The organism is Frankia sp. CgKIO3 (assembly GCF_977946435.1).
In genome coordinates this window covers 41,829-58,885 of record NZ_CDWTMO010000002.1, presented here as the reverse complement: position 1 = coordinate 58,885, position 17,057 = coordinate 41,829, and the positions used below count along the sequence as shown (strand labels likewise).

Genomic DNA, 17,057 nt, shown 5'->3' with positions numbered 1-17,057 from the left:
CTCCATCAGCCGCGCGGACATCAGATCGTGGATCTGCGCAGCAGCCCGACGAGCTCACTGCCCGCGCGTAGCTCCCCGTCCGGGCCGAAGACCTCGACACGGCCGATCGTCCGGCCGTGGCCCGCGTGCAGGGTACGCACCCGGGTCCCGGACGTCCAGGTCGTCGTAGAAGGTCACATTCTGCGAGAGGACGGCGACTGCCAGGCGCTTGGTGGGGGTCAGGCCGGTGACGGCCAGCAGGTCGGACAGCGGCAGCAGCTCGCAGCTGTGCGCGATGAACGCCCTCCACAGGGACCGGTCCTCCGGCGCCCCGGGGATGCGCTGCCATTGGTCCAGCTGATGGGTGCCCGCCCGGGGAAGCACCCGAACCTCCCAGGGCATCATCGGACGGTCGAGGGGGCTGGCGTGCTCCGGGCCGAGGAAGTCGGACTCGGTGGAGCGCAGGCGCAGGAAGTCCTGCTCTGGGGAGCGGAGCATCACGTCCGCCTGGCAGATCTGCAACGAGTCTTGTCGGAAGGTCAGGGCCAGGGAGTCGATCGACCGCCCGTGGGCCAACCGCTCGACGTCGATCCAGACCGGTTGGCGGCAGTCGCCGGGGCGCATGAACACCGTCTGCAGGCTGTGCGTGATCTTACTGGGGGTCATACGCTCGGCGAGAACGATCTGCTGGCCGAGCAGCTGCGCCCCGAGGACGCCGCCGTGTGTGCTGAGCAGGCATCGGGCCGGCACCGGCGGAACATCCCCGCCGAGGTCGAGAACTGCCAGTAGTTCACTCAGAGTGCACTGGCCGGGCGCCGGCGCCCTATCGGCCTGATCCTGCGCGCCGGCCTGTTGCTCGGGGGTCTCACCAGCTCGTGCGTCCGTCGTCTCCGCGGATTGTGTACCCACAGTGCACCCTTCCCGCGGACGCTCGCCAGGTGAGAATGCCGCGGTATCCTTGCCGGATGCCCGCGCTGGACGCCCAGGTCGGGGGACCGTGACCGGTCGCTGCACTCTCTGCCGAATTGTCACACGTGGATCATGACTTCGCCCGGCGCGGAGCCTCGCGGCAAATATCGGCCTATTCGCCGCCGACTGCTGGTCACAGTGGCGCACGTCACATTCCATTGAGCCCGTATGGTAGATAAAGGTTGCTGCTTATCGGTTTGTCCGCCGATTTCGGACTGTTACCGATCTCAGACTGCTCTGGAATCTGCTTCGAATCCCCCGTAGGAGCGGGTGATGATCTCCATGCCGTGGCCGGCCGGGTCCAGGAAGTACAACCCCCGTCCGCCGTCATGATGATTGATCTCGCCCGGGTGCTTGCGGTGTGGATCCGCGTAGTAGGTGATCCCGGCCCGCTGGATCCGCTCGAACGCCGCGTCGAACTCCTCCTCGGCGATCAGGAACGCATAGTGCTGCGCAGTGATCGACTCAACCGGTGCGGTGGTGAAGTCCAAGGTGACACCGTTTGCGGTGACGACCGGGATGAACGGTCCCCACGCGGCGCCGACCTTGAGACCGAGGATATCCGCTAGAAACTCGGCCGATTCCCGGTTGTTCCGGGCATGCACAATAGTATGATTCAGCTCGACTGGCATATGGACCTTCTCCGTAAGTCGCTTTGTCGGCACTTCCAGGGCCCGTGGTCCTCGGTGGAGATACCGGGAATGCTCGGATTCGGAATGTCGTAGTCCGCGAAGACGGCGGGGAGCCGGCCCCACCACCTAATTATCCCACCCGGTCCTCGCCGTCTACCCGGTCCTCGTGCTGCCGGCGGTGCTCGTGGGATGGGTGCTCGTGGGATGGGTCATGCTCGTCCGGATCAAGCACCCGTCCTCGGACGAGGGAGTCGACGTGCAGCGTCACCGCGTCCCGGGTGACGTCGAGCGGAGCGACGACGAACCGACCGATTGGCAGGTAGGCGCCGTCGGGCCGGGAGTCCCAGCTGTGCAGCCCCACCCACCAGCGGTCCCGCGCGTCGGTGAAGGCATGGGCCCCGCTCGGTCCGAAGCCGACCTTTCCCCCGGTCAGCATCGGTTCGTCCGCCGGCCGGCAGGGCCCGAGCGGCCCCTTGCACGACGCGGTCGCCACCACCTGCCGTCCACCGAGCGGCGACGCGGCCGAATAGAGCAGATGGTGACGCCCGTGGATTGAGATCATCGATGGTGCCGAGATCCGCCCCTGCTGCCAGGACAGGCTCGGGCGGAGCATGACGGCGGGTTCGCTGGCGAGCACGAGTCCGTCGGGTCGCAGCCGCTGCGCCCACAGCGTGGGCGGCGCGCCGTGGTTCCGGTCCGAGCCGCCGCCCGCCCCGGGGCTTGCCCAGGCCAGGTAAGCGCGTCCGGCTTCGTCGACGAAGGGGCTCGGATCCGAACTGCCGCCGTCCGCGGTCTGGCAGATGAAGGGCGCGAGAGAGGTGTCGACGAACGGACCGTCGGCGGAGTCGGCGGTCGCCGCGGAGATACAGCGGACGCCGAGGCCACGCACGGCCGTCGCGTAGTACATGACGAACCCGTGGCCGAAGGCGCCGACGGCCGCCGGGCCGAGGCCGCCCGCGGGGTCGGCCCAGGGCGGCAGGGCGTGCAGCGCGGCCGGCTCGATCGTCCAGCTCCGGCGGTCCCGGCTGGAGAGCACGTCGACGGTGCCGGGGGAGTCCGGGTCCACGCCGAAGGCATAGGTCGTCCGGTTGTGGGTGATCAGGGACGGGGTCGAGAACTCGATCCCGGGGACGAGGACGGCCCGGGAACCCGGGCCCGGACCGGACCGGACCTGGCAACGTACAACCCGCCTAGGACGATGATGATGACGACCACAGCGGGCTGGCGCCGAGTGAAGTCGATCAGACCCTGAGTGAGCCCGGCGCCCCGCTCTCCGGCCATCCCGCCACCATCCTCAGCGTAAGTATCTGAGTGAGCATCTAATGGCGGAGTGTATTCACGATCAGCTCGACTTCACCGGACGCGGGTCGGTGCCGGCTCGGTCGGTGCCGGTTCCACCTGGGCCGGCTCGGCGGACAGCTTGTGCAGCAGGGTGGCACTACGGGCGTTCACCCCCACCAGGCTTACCTGCGTGCCGCGTTCGCGGTACTTCGCGCACACGTCGTCGAGGGTGGTGACCGCCGCCGAGTCGAGAAGGTGGGCTTCCGAGAGGTCGATGACCACCCGTCCGGGATCGCGCGCGTAGTCGAAGGCGTTCACCAGATCACTGGTCGAGGCGAAGAACAGCGTGCCCTGGACGGAGTAGATCCTCTCTCGGCCCTCCGGGTCGAGCACGCTGGTCACCAGCGCCAGATTCGCGGCCCGGCGGGTGAACAGCAGCGCGGCCAGCACGACGCCCACCCCAACGCCGTAGGCGAGGTTGTGGGTGGGCACCACGACGGCGACGGTCGCCACCATGACCGCGGTCTCGCTGCGGGGCATCCGGCGCAGCGTCGAGGGCTGGATGCTGCGCCACTCGAAGGTCATGACCGACATCATGATCATCACTGCGGCCAGCGCCGACATCGGGATGACCCGCACGAGGTTGCGCAGCGGGACGACCAGCATGAGCAGGAAGCCGCCGGCGGCGAAGGTCGACAGCCGGCCCCGCCCGCCCGAGCTGACGTTCACCATCGTCTGGCCGATCATGGCGCAGCCGCCCATCCCGCCGAAGAAGCCGTTGACGATGTTGGTGATCCCTAGGCCCCGGGATTCGCGGTTCGGGTCATGCGTGGTGTCGGTCAACCGGTCCACGATCTGCGCGGTCAGCAGCGTCTCCACCAGGCCGACGGCGGTAAGCGCCACCGCGTACGGGGCGATGATCTGCAGTGTCTCCCAGGTCAGCGGCACGTCGGGCACGCCGGGGACGGGCAGTGAGCTCGGCAGCCGGCCCTCGTTGCCGACGGCGGGGACGGAGATGTCGAAACCGGCGGTGACGAGGGTGAGGACCGCCACCGCCACGAGCGGCGGCGGGACCGCTCTGGTCAGGCGGGGGACGGCCAGCAGGATGGCGAGGCCCGCGGCGACGAGGGCGTAGACCTGCCACGACTTGCCGATCACGTGCGGCATCTGCGCGGTGAAGATGAGGATGGCCAGCGCGTTGACGAAGCCGATCATCGCGGCCCGCGGGACGAACCGCATCAGCCGTGCCACCCCGAGCCTGCCGAGCACGAACATCAGCAGGCCCACCCCGATGGTCGTCGCCAGCAGGTAGTTCAGGCCGTGGTCGCGGACCAGGGGGGCGGCGACGAGGGCCATGGAGCCTGCCGCCGCCGAGATCATCGCCGGGCGCCCGCCGGTGAACGCGATGACCACCGAGATGGTGAACGACGCGAACAGACCGACCTTCGGATCGACCTCCGCCACCACGGAGAAGGAGATCGTCTCCGGGATCAGCGCGAGCGACGTCACCAGGCCGGCGAGCAGTTCCACCCGGACGTAACGAACCCCCGGCCAGTGGCCGGTGAGGCGGCGGGAGTAGCAGGGGCCGCCGGGGGCCGTCCGGCGAACGAAGCCCCCGGCGTCGGCGGCCTCTCGGGCGGTTGCACCAGGCATGGCGGCGGCCTCCCCTGCCCTGCGACGAGGGGGCTACCTTCCCCGAGTCCGGTTAGTCCCACTTGACTATACAAAGACGGTTTCGTCGTGACAGCGGGTGGGTTCGCCGGTCAGGCCCGAGGCGCGCCGAGGCGTACCAGATCGCGCTGCATCTGGTCGATCTCCATCGACTGGGCGAGCACCATCGCCCTGGCCATCGCCCGTACCCGGTCCTCACCGGCGTGCATCGCCGCGTACTGGGCCATGGCCAGCCCCCCACGATGGTGGCGCACCATCAGGGTGAGGAAGAGGACGTCGAGGTCATGGCCCCGGATCGAGGCCAGCCGTTGCAGCTCGGCGGGGGTCGCCATGCCCGGCATGCGCGCGGTGTCCCGCGGGTCGCTGGACGCGTCCTCCGCCGCATCCTCGGCCAGGCCCGGCATGTCCATGCCGGGCCTGGCGGCGCCGTGACCGTCATGACCATCCTGCCCGCCCGAGGCCCCGTTGACGGTGCGGGAGTCCCGCATCCACCGCATCGGTGTCCCGGAGGTGGACTGGGGCCGTCCCCATCCGGACAGCCACGAGGACATGATGCCGATCTCGCGTTGCTGGGTCAGCGCGATGTCCTGGGCCACGCTGCGGGTGTCCTGGTCACCGCCGTGACTGAACTCGATCATGGCCATCTGCACTGCCTGGGCGTGATGCTCGGACATGTCCCGGGCGAAGCCGACGTCGACCGACCCCTCAGCCGGTGGCCGGCTGGCGAGGTTGCCCAGCGCCGCGCCGGCCGCCAGCAGGCCGGCTACCACGGCGAGCATCACCGGCGCCCACCACAGCCGGCTTCGGGCCCAGCGGCGTCGCGGCCGCGCGTCACTCCCGCGCGCCGCATCGCCGTCGCTGGCCGGCAGGTCGTCGCCGGCTGGCCGGTCGTCGTTCGCCGTCGTCATGATCACCTCGATTGGGCGGGTGAGTTGCCCGGGCAGGTGGTCAAACGTGCAGGTGGGAGTTGAACACGAACGTCCGCTTGCCTACCTGGACGCGGGTGCCGGGGATCAGGGGAGCCGGCTGGTGCGGGCTCAGCGGCGTCCACACGGTCGCCTCCGGCGGGGCGATGTAAGTGCCGTTCGCCGAACCCTGATCGGTGATGACCGCGTCCCAGCCGTTGAGGGTGATGATGGCGTGTACCCGGGAGACCGCGCTCTCGCCGTCCTCGACCGGCAGCGCCCGTGCCTTCCCGGCCCGGACCGCATCGTCGCGGTCCGGCTGGCGGCCGATCACCAGGTCCATGTCGACGTTCATGGTCTGGCCGTCGTCGAAGACGAGGACGCCGACGGGCGGCCGGGGGCCCCAGACCGTGCGGGTGTTCTGCTGGGCGAGCGACAGGCCGCACTCGGAGCAGTACGGCGCCTGCGGGTGGTTGAAGTGGCCGTTGGCGCACAGCACGCCCTCGACCTGAGGCTCGCCGCTGCTCGGCAGCATCGTCGGTGCCTCGTCGTCCTCGATGAGGTCGGAGACGGTGAAGCTCTGGCCCGGGAGCTGGGTCAGGGCGTCGTGCTCGTCGTCGGTGAGGTCGTCGCCCAGATCGTCGGAGAGGCCCTCGGGGTGGCCGACGGGCCCGGCGTGGCCGGCGTGGCCGTGCCTGCCACCCAGATCGCTCCCGGCACGCGGGATCGAGTCACGCTGGGCCAGCTCGGTGGGCGGATCCTCGTCGAGCTCGTCGAGCTCGTCAAGGTCGGCCGCCTGCGTCGGTTCGGCGGCGGCGCGGCGCCGGTGGGCCTCCTCCTCCTTGCTGAGCAGGGGGGCGAGCGCCGGCGGGGTGGTCGACATCGGATCGGGGGCGCGAGTTCCCGGCGTGGGGATGGGCGCGGCGCCGGTCATCGGCTCCCGGACCGGATCGAACCCGGCAAGCAGCTGCTCGGCGGAGGCCTTCGGCGCGGGCAGCGACGGCGTGTCGCTGAGCAGCAGACTCACCCCGATCCCGGGCACGGCCCCGATGCGCAGGTCGAGCGGGAAACCGAGATCGCCGAGCCCGCCGGGGAAACCCGTCGGCCCGACCATGCCGGTGGGGCCGACGTCGATCCGGCTGATCTCGGTGGGCAGCAGCCGGTCGACCCACGTGGCCGAGTCGACGCCGGAGAGCGTCACCCCGGAGCTGCCCGTCGCGACGACGTCCATCGCCCCGTGGACCAGCGCGGCGACCCGGTCATTGACCGTGGTCAGCAGGCTGAAGTCGGGCACCCGATCCGGATCGGCGTCGGCCAGCAGCCCTGCGACCCGGCGCACCAGCCGGCGACCCATGGTCGACGCGGTGGCGCCCACCTCGGCGGCGACCTCGGCGCACAGCGCCAGCAGCCTGATGGTCGTCTCGGCCGTCTCCGACCGGCCGGCACGGGCGACGATGAGTGCGCCGGGCAGCCGGACGACCACTCCCGCCCGATCTCCGCGCCCGGATTCCACGACCACCCGGAAACGGTCCAGTCCCGCCATGACCTCGCCCCTCGTATCCCGCACCTCGAAGGATCCCGACCTTGAAGGATCCCGCACTCCGAACATCGGTGCCGATCTTCAGGCTATCGGCTCCGGTGCGTATCCTCGCCGCCTATCCTGCCGTGCCGCGCCGGCACCGGAAACCGCCCGTCACCGCACACCCGTGGTCACCGCACACCCGTCCTCGGGTCGGTCACCCCAGCGCGCGGTCGAGATGGATCGCGGCACTGATCAGGGCGAGGTGGGTGAACGCCTGCGGGAAGTTGCCGAGCGCCTCCCCGGAGGAACCGATCTCCTCGGCGTAGAGCCCCACGTGGTTGGCGTAGGTGAGCATCTTCTCGAAGACCATCCGGGCCTCGGCGACCCGACCGGCCCGGGTCAGTGCCTCCACGTACCAGAACGAGCACAGGTTGAAGGTGCCCTCGTCACCCGTGAGGCCGTCGCTGCCGTCCGCGGCGTACCGGCGCACCAGACTGTCGCTGACCAGGTCCCCGCTGAACCGTTCCAGGGTCGACAGGAACCGGGGGTCGGTGGGGCCGGAGAACTTCACCAGCGGCATGCACAGCAGGGATGCGTCCATCCGTGGTGAGCCGGGGAACTCCATGTAGGCGCCGCGGGTGGGGTTCCACGCCTCGTTCTGGACGAACCGGTAGGCCTGCCCGGCGTAGTCCTTCCATTCGTTCGTCGGCCCGGGCAGGCCACGCTGGCGCGAGATCCGGCAGGCCCGTTCGAAGGCGACCCAGGTCATCACGACTGAGTAGGTGAAGCGCTGGCGCCCACCCCGGGTCTCCCAGATGCCCTCGTCCGGTTCGTCCCAGTGCTTGGCCAGCCAGTCGAGCTGGCGGCCCAGCGCCTCCCAGAGCTGGAAGGAGATCGGGACCTGCTTGTTGTACAGGTACACCGAGTCCATCAGCTCGCCGTAGATGTCGAGCTGGAGCTGTGTGGCGGCGGCGTTGCCGACGCGCACCGGCTTCGAGCCGCGATAGCCGGACAGCTGGTCGAGGACCAGCTCGTCCAGGTCGGCGTTGCCGTCCACGCTGTAGAGCACGTAGAGCCCGGAGTCCTTGGGTGCCTCGTGACATCGCTGTTCGAGCCAGTCCATGAACGCCGCGGTCTCGTCGGTGAAGCCGAGCGCCATCAGCGCGTACACCGTGAAGGCCGCGTCGCGGATCCAGGTGTAGCGGTAGTCCCAGTTGCGCACGCCGCCGAGCTCCTCGGGTAGCGAGGTGGTCGGCGCGGCCACCAGCGCCCCGGTGGGCCGGTAGACGAGCAGTTTGAGGACGAGAGCGCTGCGTACCACCATCTCCCGCCACCGGCCGTGATAGCGCCCGCGCCGGATCCAGGCCTGCCAGTAGTTCAGCGTCCGGGTGAACAACGTCTCCGCCTCACCGATGATCAATGGGCGGATGGTCGAGTTCCACTCGAGCACGATGTCGGCACACTCGCCCATCGCCAGCTCGAACTCGGCGACCACGGACGTGGCCTCGACGCGCAGCGGCAGGGCCGTGCGCAGCACAAGGGTGCCGGCGGTCGACTCGAACACCGCGCCCGAACCGGGTACCAGGGTGACGGTGTGCGGGGCTCGGCCGTAGTCGAACCGGGGGTCGCAGCGCAGCCGGAACGTGGCGGTTCCACGCACCGCTCGCGCCTGGCGGACCACGACGTGCGGCGTCTCGGTGACGTCGCTGTCCACCGGGACCATGAAGTCGATGACCTCACCGACCGCGCGGGGGGCGAGGAAACGGGTCATCAGGATGTTCGAGTCGGGTAGGTAGAGCTGCCTGGCCCGGGAGTCCGGACAGTGGATGCGGAACGATCCGCCACGGTCGGCGTCCAGCAGACTCGCGAAAACCGACGGCGCGTCGAAGCGCTGCGGGCAGTACCAGTCGATCGTGCCGTCCGTGGCGACCAGGGCCACGGTACGCAGGTCGCCGATGACCGCGTGCTCTTCAATGGGCGGATAGTCGGTGTCGGGCATTCGTGGGCTCTGCGAAACGTGACCGGCCGAGGTCGGCCGCGGGGGTTGCGGGACAGGGGGGAGGATGGACCACGTTGTCGCGGCCCGCCGGGAGCCGCCCGCGTCCTCCGACTGCCGCCGGTCGCCACGCGATTCGGTGGCAACCAGGCGAAGGTAACCCGTTGCGGAGCCCACGGGACCATGACCGGGCGTAAGCCACAGTGGCCGCGGCGAGCCGGTGAACGTGCGATGCCGGCGGTGGTTCGCGGCCACATCGGTGACTACCAGGATCGTTGGGACCGGTTCACCGGTGGGGAACGGTAGTTTCCGGTGCGGGTGTGCGGGTGTGCGGGTGTGCGGGTGTGCGGGTGTGCGGGTGTGCGGGTGTGCGGGTGTGCGGGTGTGCGGGTGTGCGGGTGTTGCCGGATGCGCCCTGGTGGGGTCTCGGTGCTCGGGCCCCACGGCGGCCACCTACGATCACGCTATGGCCGCCCACCCATCGACCGCCGAGGACGGTCGTGCCGCGTTGGTGATGTTCGCCCGGGGTGACCGGGTCTTCCCCGTCGACGACCTCGGTGGCGGGGTCTGGTCGCGGCGCGGCACGGTACTCGCCGTCCACCCGGCCGGCCGTCGCGAACCGGCCGGGAACGCCGACCCCGTGCGGGTCGAGTCGGCCCGCGGTGTGATCCCCATCACGGCCCGAGCGACCGTGCTGTGGGACGACAGCACCGCGGAGGTGATGGCGGAGGACCAGCTGTGTCTTGTCTACGACCAGGAGGCACCTGTCGGTATCCGGGTCGTCACGCTGCCGATGGTCGAGTCGGTGGACGTGGTGCAGCACGGTGGCCACGTGGTGCTGGTCCTGCGCGACGGTCTACTGACACCCGCCGACGTGGAGATCCTGCGCGACAAGCTGCGCTCGGTGCGTGCGGCGCTGGCCTCCACACGGCCGGATCCGTCGTCCGTCGCCGAGCTGCGCCGCCGGGATCTCGACCTGCTGCGGGCCCTGATCGCCCAGTTGACCGGGGGATAGCCCGGCACCGCGGGGGTACGCCGGGGGTACAACCCGGCTCGGTGCCGGACGGCTCAGGACGTCGAGTAGGGGCCGGGGCGCACCCCGGGGCCGTAGGCGTTGCCGTTCATGCCGGCCCGCGGCTGCTCGGTCATCGCCTGGCTGACCTTCGACGCGATCGCCTCCGTGAGCCGGATCGCCTGGGTCAGCGACAGGTTCAGCACGATCTCGCTGTCATCGGTCATCGCGAAGCGTACCGACACATCCGCCATGGTGGTTCCTCCCAGTCTCGGCCCGCCCGACACCCGTCTCCGGTGGTTGGAGGTCGGAGGGAGGCCCGTTTGGGCGCTCACTGCCGCACGGCCTCGGGGCATGGTGACCGCCCCACCCTCTCGGATCGATTTCTCGAGCTGTACGCGACCCCCCCGTTCAAGGACTAGGGCGGTGCTGCTAGTGGCGTCCTTGTTCGGCTCTTCGTGACCATCAAACTTCGATAACCCCTGTCGCTGCGGCTGTCGCCGTTCCGGCTTGCCGATTCGTAATGGTTGCATCGCCTACGGTGGTGATGCCACGAATGGGGCGCGAAGTCGTGAGTCGGATCACGTTGAGGCGACGCCGCAGGCCTCGTCGGGGTTCACGGGTCGGCACCGTGGGCCTGGTGTGGTGTCCTGTCAGATCCAGCCCGGGAACCACATCCGGGCGCGCCACGAGGAGTAGGGGATCACCTCGGCGGCCAGGATCGGGTAGAAGTACGCGAAGAGCAGCACGACGATGATCGTGTAGATTCCGACCGACAGCGCCCCGACCAGGCGGCGGGTCTCCGACGCCTCGCGCGGGCCGAGGACGAGCCCGGCCAGCGCCGTGATGGCGAGGACCAGGAACGGCAGCGACGGCAGCGCATAGAAGAAGAACATCGTGCGGTTCGGGAGCAGCAGCCACGGCACGAAGGCCGAGCCGAACCCAACCAGCACCAGGGCCGCCCGCCAGTCCCGCCGGGAGACCCACCAGGCGAGCATCGCGACCAGCGCCGCCGTGCCGACCCACCAGATCGCCGGGTTGCCCAGAGCGAGGACCTCCCGGGAGCAGCCGGCCGGATCGTGGCAGCCCGAGGTCCCGTACGCCGGCGAGGAGTAGTAGTACGCGACCGGCCGCGCCATCACCAGCCAGCTCATCGGATGCGACGCGAAGGCGTGCCCCTCGTGGAGTCCCTCGTGGAACTTCAGCACCGCCATCTGGTACTTCCACCAGCCGTGCCACGCGGCGCCGAAGCCGTTGCCGTAGTAGTGGCGGTAGTAGCCGCCGTCGGTGGCGAACCAGCCGGTCCAGGTGGCGAGGAAGGTCACGATGGGGACGAGTAGGAACCCGGCGAACCAGGCCGGGCTGTCCCGGCGCAGTGCTCCCAACACGGGTCGGCGGGCTCCGCCGGTGCGCCGCGCTCCGATGTCCCATGCGAGGGCGAGCGCCGCGAAGCCGATGATCGTGTAGAGGGCGCTCCACTTCACCCCCATGGACAGTCCCAGGGCCACCCCGCAGGCCAGCCGCCAGGGGCGGAACCCCAGCCGCGGCCCGTACGTGTCGAGGAGGCGGTCGGCCCGGATGGGCGGAGCCGCCGCGGTCGGGCCGCTGTCCGGGCCGGCGGCATTGTCCCCCAGAGGTGCTGATCCGGGACCGGAACCAGCTGGTTCCAGGCGGTCGGCGAGCCGGCGGCGGCCGTCGTCCCGGTCGAGCAGCAGACAGGCCAGCGCCACGACGACGCCAGTCATCAGGAAGATGTCGAGGATCCCGATGCGACTCTGCACGAACTCCAGCCCGTCGAGGGCGAGGAGCAGACCGGCGAAGCAGCCCAGGAGCGTGGAGCGGAACATCCGTCGGGCGGCGCGGGCGAGGACCAAGACAGCGAGCGTCCCGAACAGCGCGGACGAGAACCGCCAGCCGAGCTCCGGACTGCCGTGCGAGACCCCGGCACAGTCGGTATAGCCGAACAGACCCTCGGAGGCGGCCATCAGCCACTTGCCGAACGGCGGATGGACGACGTAGGCCGGACCGGAACAGGTCGTCGAGTTGATCTCATACCCGACCGTCAGCAGGCCCCAGGCGTCCTTGGTGTAGTAGACCTCGTCGAAGTAGATCCCGCGGGGCTCTGTGAGGTGCCAGAAACGCAGCAGCCCGGCGACGATCGCGACGGACAGGGTCGCCAGCCACCCTACGAGCGGCGACCGCGGCATCGGTGGGCACAGCCGCTCACGCACCGAGAGCGGCCGACCGCCGGCCGGGCCGGAGGAACCCGGGCCGGCCACCCGCGCCGCGTCCCCGCGACCGGTCGCCGTCCAGGGCAGGTGGGCCGTCGTCGCCGTCACACCGATCAGGGTAGGTCCTGGCTCCTGACAGACTGGTCGGGTGCCCGGGACCCTGGTGCTGTGCGGTGCCCCCATCGGCGACGTCCGGGACGCCAGCCCTCGGCTCGGCGAGATCCTTGCCACCGCGGATGTGATCGCCGCCGAGGACACCCGCCGGGTCCTACGGCTGGCGCACGCGCTCGACGTGACGGTGTCCGGGCGGATCGTGTCGTGCTACGACGCGGTGGAAGGCACCCGGGCCGCCCAGCTCACCGACTACCTGCGCCAGGGTGCCACCGTCGCGCTCGTCACCGACGCCGGGATGCCCGCCGTCTCCGATCCCGGGTTCCGGGTCGTGGCCGCAGCCGCCGCCGCGGGGATGGCCGTGACCGTCGTTCCCGGTCCGTCCGCTGTCACCGCGGCCCTGGCCGTCAGCGGGCTGCCGACGGACCGCTGGACCTTCGAGGGCTTCCTGCCGCGCAAGGGCGGCGACCGGCGTGGACGCCTTCGCGACCTGGCCGGCGAGCCGCGGACGATGGTGTTCCTGGAGTCCCCGCACCGGCTCGTGGCCGGCCTGCGCGACCTCGTCACGGCCTTCGGCGCCGACCGTCCGGCGGTGCTCTGCCGCGAGCTGACGAAGACCTTCGAGGAGATCGTCCGCGGCGACCTCGCCGATCTGCTCGGCTGGGCCACCGACGGCCGGGTTATCCGGGGGGAGTTCACGCTGGTGGTCGCCGGCGGTACCCGGGGCCGGGCCGGGCCAAGCGTGGCTGGGCCGATCATCGACGGCAGGATCCTGGTCGCCGAGGTAGCCCGACGAACCTCGGCGGGGATGTCCCCGAAGGACGCGCGCAAGGCCGTGGCCGCCGAGTACGGCGTCTCCCGCAACGAGGTCTATGCCGCGGAGCTCGCCGCCCGGGCCGGGGACCGGGCCGACGGGCGCTGAGCACGGTCGGCGGTCAGCAGTGGTGTTGGAGAACGAGGGCCTTGCCCAGGGCCGCCCACTCGTAGGCGATCACGTACGGCCAGGCCCGGCGCGGGGGCGGGACCCCCTGCATCCGCGTCTCGCCGTCATAGCAACGGTCGAGGCGCAGCCGGGCGCGCGTGCTCTGTGAGGTCGAGGCGACGACCATGAGCGAATGCCACCCGCGGCGTGCCGCCGCCGCGGAGGTCCACCGCGACTCGCCCTGGGTCGTCCGCGGATCGGGCGAGAAACAGATCACCTCGACCCCGGGAATGGGCCCGGGGCACGGGTCCTTCTCCGTCGGCGCCGAGACCGCGAGCACGGGTGCGTAGCCGGCCCGCGTGAGTGCGACGGCGCGTTCGAGCCGTCCCGGACTCCCGGCGAACATGACGATCGCGTCCACCGGGGCGGGAGCATCCTGGTGCGGAAAGACGAACAGCCGGGCCGTCGCCACCGCGAAGGCCACCGTCAGGCCACCGAGGATGCCCACTGCGGCCCGGCGGCGCCACGGCCCCGCGGGAGCACGACCGAGTGGACCCGCTGCCATGTTTCCCCCTCCGCGGGCCGCCAAGTGCCGCCGTGAGTTTCTCAGTACCACGGCGGCACCCGAACCAATCACCGTTCACCCGCTCCGGGTGGTCCACCGCTCCGGACGGTTCACCCGCCCCGGATGGCCCGTCGGCGGCGGAGGCCCACTCACGTGGTGGGGAGTGTGCGCGAGGCCGGAGGCGTCCGAGGCTGCGCGGTCCGAGGCTGCGCGGTCCGGGGCTGCGTGGTCGGGGGCTGCGTGGTCCGGGGCTGCGTGGTCCGGGGCTGCGCGGTCGGGGGCGTCGTCCCCGATCCGGCCGTCGGCGTGGGAGGGCTGATCGAAAACGTGCCCGTCCCCGGCGAAGTCCGCGACGCCGTCCCCGGGCGGCTGGTGAACAGCCGGGGATGGGCGAACGGTGCCCGCGCCGACTCACGGGGCCAGACCGTCCGGGAGGCACCGGCCTGCCACTGCACGATCGGGATCTGGTGGCCGACCTGGAGCCCCGTCGCCTCGTCCAGCCGGAAGCGACCGAGCAACGTGGTCGTGTCGATGCCCCGGGCGGCGGCGAGCACGGAGGTGTCCTGCACGCCTCCGCAGTAGCGAATGGCCCGTCCCAGGATCAGCCCGGTGACGTAGGCCCAGGCCGCCGTTTCGGTCGGCGCGACGCCGTGCAGGGCGGTGAAGTCGGCGGTGAACTCCCGCGCGGTCGGACCGGTCGCGGTCGGCTGGGTGTTCTCGGGCATCCAGCTGCCCGGCGCCAGCAGCTGCTCGCGCAGGTCGCCCAGGCTCGCGGTGGCCTGCGCACTGACGGCCGTGGAGAAGGCGGCCGCCCGCCACGGCCGGCGCAGCAGGATGTTCGCCGCCGCCAGCTCGTCGTCCGGGCCGGCGTGGACGATGAGGATGTCGCCCGGGGGCAGCCGGGTCGCGGTGAGGGCGGCCTTGCCCGGGGGGAAGACGTGCGAAGCCACCTCGAACGACTGCGCTACCGCGGCGGCCTTCGTTACCGATGTGATCTCGACGGCGGTGTCCCCGGAGGCGAGCAGGACGACCTTGCGGGCCCGTCGATCGGCCGCCCGCACGGCGGCGAGGACCCCGCGCGGCCAGGTCGAGGTGGCCGCGGCGATGTTCACGACGTTCGGGAAGGCCTGCCGGACGAAGCGCGTGGACGGGGCGCCGGTGTTGAAGACCACCCGGTCCGTCGCAGCACAGGCCGCGAGTGCCGCCCGGTGGCCGTAGGGTCCGAGCAGGGCGTCGGGTCCCGCGGCCACCGCGGCGCGCATGGCGGCGGCCGGATCGGGATACGCGTCGTAGGCGGTGAGACTCACCTCGTCCCAGGGCGGTGGGAGGCGTTCGTCACGCGCCCACAGGGTGACCCCTCGTAGCCCGGCGAGGCCCTGGGCGGCGTCGGGACCGGTCAGCGGGGTGACCAGGGCAACGGTCAACGGTGTCGTCATCGCGTGGGGTCCTTGCGCTTGCTCACCCGATTAGCGTCCCATGCCGGGTTGTCTGGCACACTCGGCGGCGGTCGTAGACTTCAGACTTCAGGAAACGAAGGGCGGGCACGGGAGGGCGGGCGAGGTGGCGCGAAACTCTGGCCGGTCGGGTGATCCGCCGCCACCGCCGGACCCTCTTCCCGTGGCCGTGGTCGACAGCCACTGTCATCTCGACCTGATGGGCACCGAAGTTCCGGCGGCGATCGCGGCGGCCCGGGCAGTTGGTGTCACGCGGGCCGTCACCGTCGGCATCGACCTGCCCACCAGCAGATGGCAGGCCGAGGTCGCCGCGGCGCATCCGGAGATCTACGCCGCCGTCGCGATCCATCCTAACGAGGCGGCCCACGGGGTCACCGAGGAGACGTTCGCCGCCATCGCCGAGCTGGCCCACGCCGATCGCGTGCGCGCGATCGGCGAGACGGGCCTGGACTACTTCCGCACCCCACCCGAGGCGCATGCCGCGCAGCAGGAGAGCTTCCGGCGCCACATCGCGATCGCCAAGGAGACCGGCCGGGCGCTGATGATCCACGACCGGGACGCCCACGACGACACGCTGCGCATCCTCGGCGAGGAGGGCGCCCCGGAGAAGGTCGTCTTCCACGCCTTCTCCGGGGACACGGCGATGGCGAAGATCTGCGCGGACGCCGGGTACGTGATGTCGTTCGCCGGTAACGTCACCTTCTCCAATGCCGCCAATCTGCGGGAGGCGGCGGCCGTCGCTCCGGCGGATCTCATCCTGGTGGAGACCGACGCGCCGTTCCTCACCCCGACCCCTTGGCGGGGCCGGCCCGGCGGCCCGTACCTCATTCCGCTGACGCTGCGGGTGCTGGCCGAGACCCGCGGCGTCGGCGTCGCCGAGCTCGGCACGCACATCGCCGCAAACGCGGAGCGGGTGTTCGGGCCCTGGTAGACACCGACGCGCTGTTCTCGCCGGCTGAGCTTCGGGCCCTCGCGCACGAGCTGGACCTGCGGCCGACGAAACGGCGCGGGCAGAACTTCCTCGTCGACGCGAACACCGTCCGCCGGCTGGTGCGGCTCGCCGGCGTCGGCCCGGACGACACGGTGCTGGAGATCGGGCCAGGACTCGGGTCGATGACCCTGGGGCTCGTCGAGGCGGCGAAGGCCGTCGTCGCTGTCGAGGTGGATCGCCCCCTCGCCGCGGTCCTGCCGGTGACCGTGGCCGCCCGGCTGCCGGCCGACGTCGCCGAGCGGTTGCGCGTGGTGGCCGCCGACGGTCTGCGGGTTACCTCGGCCGACCTGCCCGCCGACGTGGCTGCGCCCGGGGTGCTCGCCGCGAACCTGCCCTACAACATCGCGGTGCCGCTGCTGCTCGGGCTGCTGGAACGGCTGCCCTCGCTGCGCCGCGGGCTGGTGATGGTCCAGGCGGAGGTCGCCGACCGGCTCACCGCGCCGCCGGGCAGCCGGGTGTACGGGGCGCCCAGCGTCAAGCTGGCCTGGTATGCGCACGCCCGGCCGGCCGGCGCGGTGCCCAGACCGGTCTTCTGGCCGCAGCCGAATGTCGATTCAGGGCTGGTGGCCTTCACCCGCAGGCCCCTGCCCGGTCCGGCGCGGCTGCGGGCGGACGTTTTCGCCGCGATCGATGCCGCGTTCGCGCAGCGCCGCAAGACCCTGCGTACGGCCCTGGCGCCCTGGGCCGGATCGCCCGCCGCCGCCGGGGAACTGGCGCGTGCCGCCGAGGTCGATCCCGGTGCCCGGGGCGAGACCCTCGATGTCGCGGCCTTCTGCCGGCTGGCCGCCGCCCGCGCCGCCCGTTCCGACTGACCCG

15 protein-coding genes are annotated in these 17,057 nt (G+C 71.2%); 4 read left to right on the top strand and 11 right to left on the bottom strand.

Annotated features, from left to right (window positions below; all coding sequences use genetic code 11):
• Nucleotides 1-54 precede the first annotated feature (54 nt).
• The 7 genes from AC08OJ_RS00690 to AC08OJ_RS00660 form a co-directional block, all read right to left on the bottom strand.
• Complete coding sequence (locus tag AC08OJ_RS00690) at nt 55-888, bottom strand: acyl-CoA thioesterase domain-containing protein (protein WP_476591949.1); 834 nt, start codon at nt 886-888, stop codon at nt 55-57.
• A 287-nt stretch (nt 889-1,175) separates the two neighbouring features.
• Nucleotides 1,176-1,580 carry a VOC family protein gene (locus AC08OJ_RS00685; RefSeq protein ID WP_476594834.1) on the bottom strand — a complete coding sequence of 135 codons (405 nt, stop codon included), beginning with the start codon at nt 1,578-1,580 and terminating at the stop codon, nt 1,176-1,178.
• A 130-nt stretch (nt 1,581-1,710) separates the two neighbouring features.
• On the bottom strand, nt 1,711-2,646 hold the full coding sequence (locus AC08OJ_RS00680; protein WP_476594833.1) for a family 43 glycosylhydrolase: 936 nt from the start codon (nt 2,644-2,646) through the stop codon (nt 1,711-1,713).
• A 287-nt stretch (nt 2,647-2,933) separates the two neighbouring features.
• Nucleotides 2,934-4,514 (bottom strand): SulP family inorganic anion transporter, encoded by a 1,581-nt coding sequence (locus tag AC08OJ_RS00675; protein ID WP_476591946.1) that lies wholly within the window; start codon nt 4,512-4,514, stop codon nt 2,934-2,936.
• 110 nt (nt 4,515-4,624) lie between these two features.
• Entirely contained in the window at nt 4,625-5,440 is an 816-nt protein-coding gene (locus AC08OJ_RS00670; protein WP_476594832.1) for a DUF305 domain-containing protein, read from the bottom strand.
• A 40-nt stretch (nt 5,441-5,480) separates the two neighbouring features.
• Nucleotides 5,481-6,980, bottom strand: a complete 1,500-nt coding sequence (locus AC08OJ_RS00665) for an FHA domain-containing protein (RefSeq protein ID WP_476591944.1) — start codon at nt 6,978-6,980, stop codon at nt 5,481-5,483.
• Between the two features lie 193 nt (nt 6,981-7,173).
• A complete protein-coding gene (locus tag AC08OJ_RS00660; RefSeq protein WP_476594831.1) occupies nt 7,174-8,958 on the bottom strand; it encodes a glycoside hydrolase family 15 protein in 1,785 nt (594 codons plus the stop codon).
• A 463-nt stretch (nt 8,959-9,421) separates the two neighbouring features.
• Between AC08OJ_RS00660 and AC08OJ_RS00655 the strand changes: the two genes are divergently transcribed.
• Nucleotides 9,422-9,970 (top strand): hypothetical protein, encoded by a 549-nt coding sequence (locus AC08OJ_RS00655; RefSeq protein WP_476594830.1) that lies wholly within the window; start codon nt 9,422-9,424, stop codon nt 9,968-9,970.
• Nucleotides 9,971-10,023: 53 nt separating this feature from the next.
• On the opposite strand, the gene AC08OJ_RS00650 is transcribed toward AC08OJ_RS00655, so the two are convergent.
• Together AC08OJ_RS00650 and AC08OJ_RS00645 are read right to left on the bottom strand one after the other, a co-directional pair.
• Nucleotides 10,024-10,221, bottom strand: a complete 198-nt coding sequence (locus AC08OJ_RS00650; RefSeq protein ID WP_006541195.1) for a hypothetical protein — start codon at nt 10,219-10,221, stop codon at nt 10,024-10,026.
• Nucleotides 10,222-10,620: 399 nt separating this feature from the next.
• Nucleotides 10,621-12,306 carry a dolichyl-phosphate-mannose--protein mannosyltransferase gene (locus tag AC08OJ_RS00645; RefSeq protein ID WP_476591941.1) on the bottom strand — a complete coding sequence of 562 codons (1,686 nt, stop codon included), beginning with the start codon at nt 12,304-12,306 and terminating at the stop codon, nt 10,621-10,623.
• Between the two features lie 40 nt (nt 12,307-12,346).
• Here AC08OJ_RS00645 and rsmI point away from each other — a divergent pair, with 40 nt between their 5' ends.
• Complete coding sequence (gene rsmI / locus AC08OJ_RS00640; RefSeq protein ID WP_476591940.1) at nt 12,347-13,231, top strand: 16S rRNA (cytidine(1402)-2'-O)-methyltransferase; 885 nt, start codon at nt 12,347-12,349, stop codon at nt 13,229-13,231.
• 13 nt (nt 13,232-13,244) lie between these two features.
• Here rsmI and AC08OJ_RS00635 read toward each other — a convergent pair whose 3' ends face one another.
• Nucleotides 13,245-13,796: a YdcF family protein gene (locus AC08OJ_RS00635; protein WP_476591939.1), complete on the bottom strand. Its 552-nt coding sequence runs from the start codon at nt 13,794-13,796 to the stop codon at nt 13,245-13,247.
• Between the two features lie 149 nt (nt 13,797-13,945).
• The gene (locus AC08OJ_RS00630) at nt 13,946-15,232 is read right to left on the bottom strand and encodes a type 1 periplasmic-binding domain-containing protein (RefSeq protein ID WP_476594829.1); all 1,287 of its coding nucleotides are present in this window, start codon (nt 15,230-15,232) and stop codon (nt 13,946-13,948) included.
• Between the two features lie 124 nt (nt 15,233-15,356).
• Between AC08OJ_RS00630 and AC08OJ_RS00625 the strand changes: the two genes are divergently transcribed.
• Nucleotides 15,357-16,181 carry a TatD family hydrolase gene (locus AC08OJ_RS00625; protein WP_476594828.1) on the top strand — a complete coding sequence of 275 codons (825 nt, stop codon included), beginning with the start codon at nt 15,357-15,359 and terminating at the stop codon, nt 16,179-16,181.
• Nucleotides 16,182-16,237: 56 nt separating this feature from the next.
• On the top strand, nt 16,238-17,053 hold the full coding sequence (gene rsmA / locus AC08OJ_RS00620) for a 16S rRNA (adenine(1518)-N(6)/adenine(1519)-N(6))-dimethyltransferase RsmA (RefSeq protein WP_476594842.1): 816 nt from the start codon (nt 16,238-16,240) through the stop codon (nt 17,051-17,053).
• Nucleotides 17,054-17,057: the final 4 nt, after the last annotated feature.

Excerpts from the sequence above, each read along its gene's own strand:
- AC08OJ_RS00685 (WP_476594834.1), bottom strand. The coding sequence starts at position 1,580 with ATGCCAGTCGAGCTGAATCATACTATTGTGCATGCCCGGAACAACCGG.
- AC08OJ_RS00675 (WP_476591946.1), bottom strand. The coding sequence starts at position 4,514 with ATGCCTGGTGCAACCGCCCGAGAGGCCGCCGACGCCGGGGGCTTCGTT.
- AC08OJ_RS00670 (WP_476594832.1), bottom strand. The coding sequence starts at position 5,440 with ATGACGACGGCGAACGACGACCGGCCAGCCGGCGACGACCTGCCGGCC.
- AC08OJ_RS00665 (WP_476591944.1), bottom strand. The coding sequence starts at position 6,980 with ATGGCGGGACTGGACCGTTTCCGGGTGGTCGTGGAATCCGGGCGCGGA.
- AC08OJ_RS00660 (WP_476594831.1), bottom strand. The coding sequence starts at position 8,958 with ATGCCCGACACCGACTATCCGCCCATTGAAGAGCACGCGGTCATCGGC.
- AC08OJ_RS00655 (WP_476594830.1), top strand. The coding sequence starts at position 9,422 with ATGGCCGCCCACCCATCGACCGCCGAGGACGGTCGTGCCGCGTTGGTG.
- AC08OJ_RS00650 (WP_006541195.1), bottom strand. The coding sequence starts at position 10,221 with ATGGCGGATGTGTCGGTACGCTTCGCGATGACCGATGACAGCGAGATC.
- AC08OJ_RS00635 (WP_476591939.1), bottom strand. The coding sequence starts at position 13,796 with ATGGCAGCGGGTCCACTCGGTCGTGCTCCCGCGGGGCCGTGGCGCCGC.
- AC08OJ_RS00630 (WP_476594829.1), bottom strand. The coding sequence starts at position 15,232 with ATGACGACACCGTTGACCGTTGCCCTGGTCACCCCGCTGACCGGTCCC.